Below are 8,582 nucleotides of genomic sequence, written 5' to 3'. Positions count from 1 at the left end.
ATCGAACCAACGCCAGCGAACCTCCCCATGGTCTTGCCACCGGCCTGCGCGCCTGTCTCGGTTGGCAACCCCGCTGCCGGCCTTGACCGGGCCTGTTCGATGAACTGCGCATCGCGCAGTTCATCGACCTTGGGTCCAGCCCCTGGCTGGTCCGGGTGCAGGGGCGGACAGCCCCTGCTGGGGCCTGGGGCAACGCCCCAGCTCTGGGGCTCCCGGCGAAGCAGCGTCATGGCGCCACCGGGGCATGCGAAGCGCGGAGGACTTCTCCCTGCTCTCCCTCCATCAGGAAGGCTTCGAGGATCACGCCGAACATTTCTGCTCGCTGGCGCAGGTTGCTCATCACCAGAAAGCGCCGGAGCACCCGCGGGTCCTGAAACCGGAAATAGAGACGTTTTGCTTCCCCCTCTGCGTCCACCATCGTGAGCCGCCGCAGATGCCGCCGCACCTCTGGGAGGGGACGCTCGCTGGTGAGATAGACGCCCCAGCTTTGCCCCCATCCCTCGTCGACGAGCTTTTCAAAGAGATCGCTCTCCGGCGATAGGCGCACGAGATAGGGCGCCACCTCGCCGAGTGCGTCGCCTTGCACGCCCTCGTACAGCGAGCGGTGCTCGTCGATCGATTCTCGCAGGAGCTCTCGTATTCGCGGGGCGCGCGCTCCGTCGAGCAGTGCGAACAGCGGCGTCGTTTCTGCGAGCAGTGCGTCGCGTGCTTTCTCCTTTCGCGAGGCCACCTCCGGCGCGTCCGCGGGGCGCGGGTGCGAGGTCGCTCCCTCGAAGAAGACCATGAACACCGTATCGCCTGCGCGGATCCATGACGTGTTCCGCGCCTCCCCCTCGCGCACCTCCTGCCCGTCGAGCCATGTCCCCGTGGCGCTCCCGAGATCTCGCACGACACAACGCGCCCCGTCCCACGACACCTCGAAATGCACCCCTGACATCTGCCGATCGTGGGGGATCACGACGTCGGAGAGCTCGGTCCGCCCCACGCGCAGCGATCCGCCGGGCGTGATCACCGCCCTTTGCGACGCGAGCTTTCCCCATTGTACTTCGAGGATCACGCGCATGGCTCGCATAACGGCGTCCCCTCCTGCGCCGCGCGTTCGAGCGTCTGCGCCTGCGCGCTCTTGCCGATCAGCACGTTCGGACACCCTATCGTGATGACCCCCCCGTACGCTGTTGGATCCCCGAGCCGCGCCGCTGGCCGATAGCCGATCAGCACCGTCGGTTCTCCCCCGATGATCACATCCGGCCCCGCGCATGTCGTCGCGTCGCCCATACGCGCCGCGGGCATGTACCCGATGAGCACCCGCGGCTCACAAGGCGGAAGGATCGGCCCCCCCGTGGGCATGACAGGACATACGTGCAGATCGGTCAAACGCGCTGCAGGCGGCATCGTCCCCCTCCTCGATTCATGGCGTGCCCGCGCCGGGCAGCTCCACCACGGCTTCGAGCGCGTCTTCGGGGGCGTCCGGGGCTGCCCCGCTCCCCGCGCCGGCCGCGCCCCCGCTGTTGATTCGCACCAGGTTGCCCACGATGGACACTCCGCTCGGATCGATTCGAATGAACCCGCCGGGCCCCTTCAGCGTGAGATCCAGCGCGCCCTCGATCACGACCGACGTTCCGGCCGCGAGGTGAATCTCCTGCCCGGCGGAAAGGGCGTGGCTCCGCTGCACCTTTTCGTGACGGCTCCCGCCCACCGTGATCGACGCTTTGCCGTCCACCTGCCGGCGCTCGTCCCCGCCCACGTGCAGATCACTCCGCCCGACGACGAGCTCCTTTTTCTCGGCCTTGATCACGATGTCCTGCCGCTTGCCGACCAGCATCCGGTGATCGCCTTGAATCTGCTCGTGCTCGTCGCCGAGCACCTTCGCGTGGAGGTCGCGCTGCGCGTGCACGTACACGAGCTCCTTTCCCCGCGCGTCCTCGAACAAGAGCTCGTTCGAGCCGCCCCCGCCGGGCGATGACGCGCTCTTCAGCGTGCTCCGCGTCTTGTGCTCGGGCAGCTTGTACGGCACGAGGTTTTTCCCGTTGAAGACCCGCCCGACCACGACCGGCTGGTCCGGATCGCCGCCGAGGAACCCCACCAGCACCTCCTGCCCCACGCGTGGAATCGTGATCGATCCCATGCCCGTCCCCGCCCAACCCTGGCTCACGCGGATCCAGCACGAGCTGTCGTCGTCGTGTTTTCCTTCCCGGTCCCAGGGGAATTGCACGCGGATCCGGCCGAACTCGTCGGTATGGATCTCCTGGCCCCGCGGCCCCACCACCACCGCGCTCTCCATCCCGAGCGCCCGCGGCTTCGGCGTCACCATCGGCGGCCGGTACGGATCGGCCGCGAACACGGCCCGGCCGCTCATCTCCCACTCCGACACGACGCTGCCCGAGAGGCAAAGCTCGGTCACGAGCAAGCGCTGCTGGACGAGGCCCTGGTGCGGGTGGTCCTGGATCACGAAAATCACCCCGGGCGCGAGGATCATCGAGTTCGTCGTATACGTGACGACCCGCTTTTCGTGGCGGTCGGCCTGGAGGCTCTGCGTCGCGCGGGTGACGCCAAACGCCTCGTCGTGCCGCGCCATCCCCTTGTCGTCCGCGACCGGCGTGGCGCCGGCGCCTTTGGTCGTCTCGACGAGCAGCGCGCCCGGCTGATAATGGTACTGCTCGTAGCGGTGCTCGGGGTCGAGCGCCTTCGGGGCTTCGGCCTGGCTCGGGAAATCGGGGCGGCGGAAGTCGTGGTCGCGCACCACGTACGCGCCGGGGCGCACGCGGTGGCTCATTTGCACGGCCGTCACGTATTCCTTCGGCGCGGTGCGGTTCGGCGCGTCGTCGAACGTGAGCGGCGAGTGCGGATGGGGCTTGCCCGCCGCGAGCGCGTCGGAGAACTGGAGCATGGTGCCGGCGCCGTCCTCGTCGGGGAACGAATAGGCAATGCCCGCCTCCTCCAGCAGGCGCGACAGGAACGCGAGCTCGCTCTCGCCGTGCTGGACCCGGTATTCGAGCCGGGGATATGCGCCCCGATCGATGGCCCACTTGTGCTGGATTTTCCATTCCCCGAGCAGCTTGTCCACGATGTCCGGGATGGAGAGGTGCTGAAACACCCGGTAGCCAAGCCGTTGCCCGAGCAGCCACACCTTGGGCAGGATCGTCAGCGTGTAGGTGGACTCGCCGGTCTCCGAATCCTCGACGCGGATCTGCTCGATGTGCGTGCAGATGCCCTCCCAGCGGCGCCGCGCCTGGCCGATGGAAAAATGCTCGCCGCGATCCATGACGAACGCCGCGGGCTTGCCCACGATGGATTCGAGATCGATGCTGGCGTCGTGGGAGCGCGCCATGATCGAGACCTCGAACGGCTCGGAGATCGTCTCGCGCACCGAAAAGGTGCGCACGGACAGATCCTCCCGCGGGGATTTCGGCCGGAACGATTCGAAGATCAAGCGTAAGCCGCGCATCTCACTCCTCCGAGCCGGACCGGGCCCATGGGCACGCGAGCGAGAGCTCCGCGCAGCCGAGGCCCAGCGCGTCGACGAGCAATCCCGAGCGCCCCTGGATCGCCCGGGCGACCTGGTTCTCGGGACAAGGAACGGGATCAAAGGCGTCGCCCGCATCTTCCGCGCCGCCCAGGGAGGGCGTGCTCGTGGTCTCTCCGAGCGAGATCGACGCCGCTTCGTGCGGGCCCTCGACGACAAGAGGCGCGCACACGAGCGCGACGCGCCAGAGGATGGGCCGCGGGGCGTTGGGGTCGTACAGGGTGGTGCTCCCGCTGAAGCCCACGACCATTTCGTTCGGCGGGCAACGCCGCGACTCCGGCTCCTCCGAGGACATCACCCCCCGCACGGTCGGCATTGCCTCGCCGGCCGTGACCGTGATCTCGACCGGGGACGTCTCCGAGATCCGCACCGCCCCGCAAATGCCGCTGATCCCGGAGAGGATGGGACCATTGACGCCGCCCTGCAGGCCCACGAGCACCTCGCCCTCCGGGCACGCGTCGTGGAATGCGCTCCCGCCGTCGCTGCCGATCTCTTCCGTCACGGTCATGCTGGAATAACTCGGCGCGCACGGGTCGAAGCGCAGCGCGTCGACCCCCGTGATCGTATTGCACCCGAGCGCCCCCTGCAGTCCGATCGCCCCGAGGAGCGCGCCGAGCCCCCGGCGCGCCGAGGCCGTTGAAAACACGTGCATGGCCGTCCCTCAATAACGAAATTCGACATCCGCCCGGCCGATCCCCACGGAGACGCGGAGATCCTTCACGGCGCCCGTGGTGGCGCCCGCCTTGCCCCCCGGACGGAGGACGAGCAAAAGCACGCCCGCCGCCGCCGCCGCGCCGCCCACGACGAACGCCGCCGTGGAGGCGTGGCCGAGGGTCCGGGCCTGATCGGCCAGGGCGCGATCGGCCGGGGCGCAATGGTCGGCCTGGCATCGGCTGCGAAGGTCGGACACCTTCGCCATCGACATCGCCCCGGTCGCGACCCCGACGCCGAGCCCCACCGCGGATGCCCCCAGCGTGATGACGCCGGGGAGGATGGATCCCCGGGATGGCACGGGCGCGGGGCGCTCGGTGGCCTTGGGTTCTGCGGCGAGCTTGGCCTCCATTTCGGCGAGCTCGCTCTCGGCATTGTGACGCGCCTCCACGAACGGGGGCGGGGCGTTTTCGGGCAAGCCTTGCGCGAGCACCTCTTCATAAAGCGCCCTCGCCTCGACGACCTTGCCGAGCCTGCGCTGGCAACGCGCCATATGCACGAGCAAGGTGGGCGCCGGAAAAAGCGCCTGGGCCTCGCGAAAATGCTCGTAGGCCTCCTCGAAGCGCCCGGCGCGATAGGCATCGAGCCCCTGGTGCGCGTGCTCCAGAGCGAGGGCGCGTTTGTCCTGCGCGCTCGCCGGTCCTGGCTCCGCGGCGCGGGCCGGGGGCGCGAGCGTGAGGAAAAGGGCGGGGACGAGGGGGACAAGCCAACGAAGGCGCATACGTTCTCCCGATTCAAAAGCCGAAGGTCGGGTCGCGCGTGGGCACGGGCGGTGCGGGCGAAGGGCGCTTCGACGAGGCGCGGGGCGCGGGGGCCTTGCGCGACGTCCGGGGCACGTCCGGGGGCGGCGCGGCGGAGGGCACCGCATGCGGAAGCGTGACCGTCTCCGGAGGCGCGGCCGGCGCGGACGCGCTCACCGTGGGCGCCGGGGTGTCGGGCGGGCGTGTCACGATGGGCTCCGCCGGCGCCGCTCCCGCCGGCTCCAGGGGCTCCTCGGGCGACGAGAAACCATAGACGGCGAGCGCGCCGAGCCCGAGGACGATGGGCGCGACGATCCCGAGCGCGAGCAGGGCGGCCCGCGGGCGGCTCCTGCCCATCGTGGTGGTGGCGATGCCGGGCGCCGTGGGCGTCAAGGTGGGCGGCGGCGTCTGGGACGAGGAGACCTCGGGCGCCGCGGGATCCCGTCCCATTCCGCGGGGCGGCCCGAGCGTGAGGTTCGGCATCCCGCCGCGGAGCGAATCGAGGGCCTCGGCGAAGGTCTCCGCGCTCTGGAATCGTTCGTCCGGGTTCCGCGCGAGCGCCCGCGCGAAAAAAGAATCCACGACGGCCGGGAGATCGGGCGCGAACGTGGTGGGCGGGGCGATCGGCTCGGTGCAAACCTCGAGGAGCAGCTCGCCGAGCGCCTGGGATCCGAACGGCGTCCGGCCGGTCAGGCATTCGTAAAGGACGACGGCGAGCGACCAGAGGTCGCTGCGCGGATCCACGTGCCGGCCGCGCGCCTGTTCGGGGCTCATGTAGCTCGGCGAGCCGAGCAAGACCCCCGTGCGCGTGGTCTGGCCGGACGAATCGTGCGTGATCCGCGCGACGCCGAAATCGAGGATTTTTACGACCACGTCCTCGCCCTGGCGCGCGAGGAACACATTGCTCGGCTTGATGTCGCGATGAATGATCCCGAGCTCGTGCGCGCGCCGGAGCCCCTTGCAGACGGGCAGGATCACGGCAATGGCGGCGGGGAGCGAGAGGCGGCCCTCCCGCGCGAGGCAACCTTGCAGATCCTCGCCCTGGAGCAGCTCCATCACGAGGAACGGCACGCCGTCCGCGACGCCGTAATCGTGGACGGCCACGACGTTCGGGTGCTGGATCTGCGCGCAGGCCCTCGCTTCGCGCTGAAATCTGTCGCGAGCGAACGAGGTATCGGCGTGCTCGGGCGCCATGACTTTCAGGGCGACGTGCACATCGAGCTCGACGTGCCGCGCCACCCACACCGCCCCCATCCCGCCTTTCGCCAGCGGGCGCTCGAGGATGTATCTCGAAGCGATCATGTCCCCGCTGTTCAAGGCAATGCCCCTCCCGGCAATCCGCGACAGGGTACGATCCGAGAGGGAGCCGGCAACCTGATTCGGCCGCGGGTTCCTGCTGCGGGAGGGACGAATTCCGTCCTGGAACGTTATGGGAGCGGTGCGATTGATGAATTTCGGGGCTTGCTCGAAGAGCCTGGCGTCGTGCGTGTTCCCTGACAGCTAGCCCTGCATGGTGCGGTGGAGGGTCGGGCTCCTGCCTTGCCAGCGTTTGAATGCCTTGCTGAAGGACGGGACACTCTCGTAGCCGACACGCGCGGCGATTTGGGCGATGGTGTCGTCGGTCTCGCGCAGGAGTTCGGCGGCGCGGGCCATCCGCCAGCGGGCGAGGTACTGGAGGGGCGGATCACCGACGACCTGGGTGAAGCGTAAGGCGAAGCCGGAGCGGGAGAGGCCGACGAGCGCGGCGAGCCGGGCGACGGTCCAGGGCTCGTTCACGCGGGTGTGCATGAGGTTCAAGGCGTGGTGCACGGGCGGGTCGGAGAGGGCCTCCGAAAGGCCGCTGCCCTCGTGGGTGGGGAGGTTGCGGAGCACCTGGACGAAGAGGACGTCGGCGAGGCGCTGAAGGACGAGGGTGCTGGCGGGGCCGGGACAGGCGATCTCGGCGAGCATGAGGTCGATGGTGGCGGCGCTCCACGGACGCGGCGTATCGCCGGAGGGGGACAGGACCACGGCCTGGGGGACACGCGCGAGCAGGAGGGGCTTCACGCCGCCGGTGTAGGCGAAGAAGCCCGCGAGCAGGGTGGTGAGGGCTCCGTCGCCGCCGATGCGGGCGGGGCCGGAGGCGGCGCAAGCCGGGCCGTCATGGACCACGAACAGGTGGCGGGCCGCTTCGTCGCGGAGGGTGTGCGCCGTGCCGTGCGGGACGAAGACGACGTCGCCGGGGGAGAGGCTGCGCGGAGGCTCGCCGTCGACCTCCAGGAGGGCCTGGCCGCGCGCGATGAGGTAGAAGACGGCGCGGTCGCGGGTCGGGACGCGCAGGCCCCAGGGGGACCGGGCCTCGATGCACTTGAAGAGGGCGTTCGGGAGCAGGGATACGCTGAGCACGTCGGCGAGGACGTCGCCGCGGGGGTCCTGAAGGTCCAGCAACTCTGGCGTCTTGGATACGAGGTTTGGACGGCGAGGCATTGATCGTCCATACCGCAGGGCGTATGACCTGCCAATGACGATTGCAACGACATCCGATCCGATTCTCGCAATGGGGGCGACTTCGTCCGACCCGGTCCTCGTGACGGGCGCGACGGGCAGGCAGGGGGGCGCGGTCGCGCGGGCGCTGCTCGCGCGCGGGGCGCCGGTGCGCGTGCTGGTGCGCGACGTGGAGGCGCAAGGGGCGCGGGCGCTCGGCGCGCTCGGCGCGACGCTCGTGCGCGGCGATCTCGACGAGCCGGCCTCGTTGCGGGCTGCCTGCGTCGGGGCGCGGGGGGTGTTCTCGGTGCAGATGCCGAACCTGAAGAACCTCGAAGGCGACGACGAGCAGCGGCAGGGCAAGAACATCGTGGAGGCGGCGCGGGCGGTGGGCGTGCCGCAGTTCGTGCATACGTCGGTCTCGGGCGCGGGGGAGTATCAGCGCCGGCAGCCGGGGTGGGGCTCGCCGGCGTCGGGCGTCCATTACTGGGAGAGCAAGGCGTACATCGAGGATCTCGTGCGCAACGCGGGGTTCCGCTCGTTCACGTTGCTGAAGCCGTCGTTCTTCATGGAGAACTTCGTGCGGCCGTCGTTTCTGTTCGCGAATGGGGTGGAGGACCGGCTCCTGACGGTGCTCGCGCCGGACACGGTGCTCTCGCTGGTGGCACTGCAGGACATCGGGGCGGCGGCGGCGGCGGCCTTCACGGACCCGGTGGCCTGGAAGGGGGTCGAGCTGGAGCTCGCGGGAGACAGGCGGTCGATGCGGGAGATCGCGGCGGTCCTCTCGGAGGTGCTCGGCACGCCGATCGAGGCGCCGTCGCTCACGGCGGAGGAGGCGCTCGCCCAGGGGCTCTGGAGGGCTTTCGTCACCTCGCAGGAGCGGATGAACGTCGTCGACAGCCCCGCCCGGCCGGAGTACGCGCGGGCGCGCGGGATTGCGACCACGGACTTCCGGACGTGGGCGAAGGCGCATCTGGGGCGGCGGGAGGGTGCGAAGATGGGGACGGACTGAGGTGCTCTAGAGCAACAAACGGTTCAATTCCACCTGAAGTTACGCGGCCTTGGCCAGCTCGCCCTCACGACGCTGGATGACCTCCAGGTTCAGCAGGATCCCATATCGGCGTAGGTCGAAGACATTGTTTCGG

7 protein-coding genes and 1 pseudogene are annotated in these 8,582 nt (G+C 69.6%); 1 reads left to right on the top strand and 7 read right to left on the bottom strand.

The window, feature by feature from the left end; genetic code table 11:
• Positions 1 to 226: 226 nt before the first annotated feature.
• The 7 genes and pseudogenes from E8A74_RS51245 to E8A74_RS51215 all read right to left on the bottom strand — a co-directional run bounded on the left by E8A74_RS51245 (position 227) and on the right by E8A74_RS51215 (position 7,401).
• Positions 227 to 1,072, bottom strand: a complete 846-nt coding sequence (locus tag E8A74_RS51245) for a DUF4123 domain-containing protein (protein WP_136936518.1) — start codon at positions 1,070 to 1,072, stop codon at positions 227 to 229.
• A gap of 53 nt (positions 1,073 to 1,125) precedes the next feature.
• Positions 1,126 to 1,392 (bottom strand): annotated as a pseudogene (locus tag E8A74_RS51240) (PAAR domain-containing protein); the annotation flags it as partial.
• A 16-nt stretch (positions 1,393 to 1,408) separates the two neighbouring features.
• Positions 1,409 to 3,445, bottom strand: coding sequence for a type VI secretion system Vgr family protein (locus E8A74_RS51235; RefSeq protein WP_136936516.1), 2,037 nt, complete (start codon positions 3,443 to 3,445; stop codon positions 1,409 to 1,411).
• Between the two features lies 1 nt (position 3,446).
• The gene (locus E8A74_RS51230) at positions 3,447 to 4,175 is read right to left on the bottom strand and encodes a hypothetical protein (RefSeq protein ID WP_136936515.1); all 729 of its coding nucleotides are present in this window, start codon (positions 4,173 to 4,175) and stop codon (positions 3,447 to 3,449) included.
• Between the two features lie 9 nt (positions 4,176 to 4,184).
• The gene (locus tag E8A74_RS51225; RefSeq protein ID WP_136936514.1) at positions 4,185 to 4,955 is read right to left on the bottom strand and encodes a tetratricopeptide repeat protein; all 771 of its coding nucleotides are present in this window, start codon (positions 4,953 to 4,955) and stop codon (positions 4,185 to 4,187) included.
• A 13-nt stretch (positions 4,956 to 4,968) separates the two neighbouring features.
• Complete coding sequence (locus E8A74_RS51220; protein WP_136936513.1) at positions 4,969 to 6,276, bottom strand: serine/threonine protein kinase; 1,308 nt, start codon at positions 6,274 to 6,276, stop codon at positions 4,969 to 4,971.
• A 198-nt stretch (positions 6,277 to 6,474) separates the two neighbouring features.
• Positions 6,475 to 7,401 carry an AraC family transcriptional regulator gene (locus E8A74_RS51215; RefSeq protein WP_232380119.1) on the bottom strand — a complete coding sequence of 309 codons (927 nt, stop codon included), beginning with the start codon at positions 7,399 to 7,401 and terminating at the stop codon, positions 6,475 to 6,477.
• Positions 7,402 to 7,510: 109 nt separating this feature from the next.
• Here E8A74_RS51215 and E8A74_RS51210 point away from each other — a divergent pair, with 109 nt between their 5' ends.
• Complete coding sequence (locus tag E8A74_RS51210; RefSeq protein WP_136936512.1) at positions 7,511 to 8,449, top strand: NmrA/HSCARG family protein; 939 nt, start codon at positions 7,511 to 7,513, stop codon at positions 8,447 to 8,449.
• Positions 8,450 to 8,582: the final 133 nt, after the last annotated feature.

Origin of the sequence: Polyangium fumosum, assembly GCF_005144585.1 — a bacterium.
Taxonomy (GTDB): Bacteria; Myxococcota_A; Polyangia; order Polyangiales; family Polyangiaceae; genus Polyangium; species Polyangium fumosum.
Note: the sequence above shows the minus strand (reverse complement) of the source record. Positions and strands in the feature narration are given on the sequence as shown.

Bases quoted from the DNA above. Each gene is read 5' to 3' on its own strand.
- E8A74_RS51245 (WP_136936518.1), bottom strand. From the start codon at position 1,072: ATGCGAGCCATGCGCGTGATCCTCGAAGTACAATGGGGAAAGCTCGCG.
- E8A74_RS51235 (WP_136936516.1), bottom strand. From the start codon at position 3,445: ATGCGCGGCTTACGCTTGATCTTCGAATCGTTCCGGCCGAAATCCCCG.
- E8A74_RS51230 (WP_136936515.1), bottom strand. From the start codon at position 4,175: ATGCACGTGTTTTCAACGGCCTCGGCGCGCCGGGGGCTCGGCGCGCTC.
- E8A74_RS51225 (WP_136936514.1), bottom strand. From the start codon at position 4,955: ATGCGCCTTCGTTGGCTTGTCCCCCTCGTCCCCGCCCTTTTCCTCACG.
- E8A74_RS51220 (WP_136936513.1), bottom strand. From the start codon at position 6,276: ATGATCGCTTCGAGATACATCCTCGAGCGCCCGCTGGCGAAAGGCGGG.
- E8A74_RS51210 (WP_136936512.1), top strand. From the start codon at position 7,511: ATGGGGGCGACTTCGTCCGACCCGGTCCTCGTGACGGGCGCGACGGGC.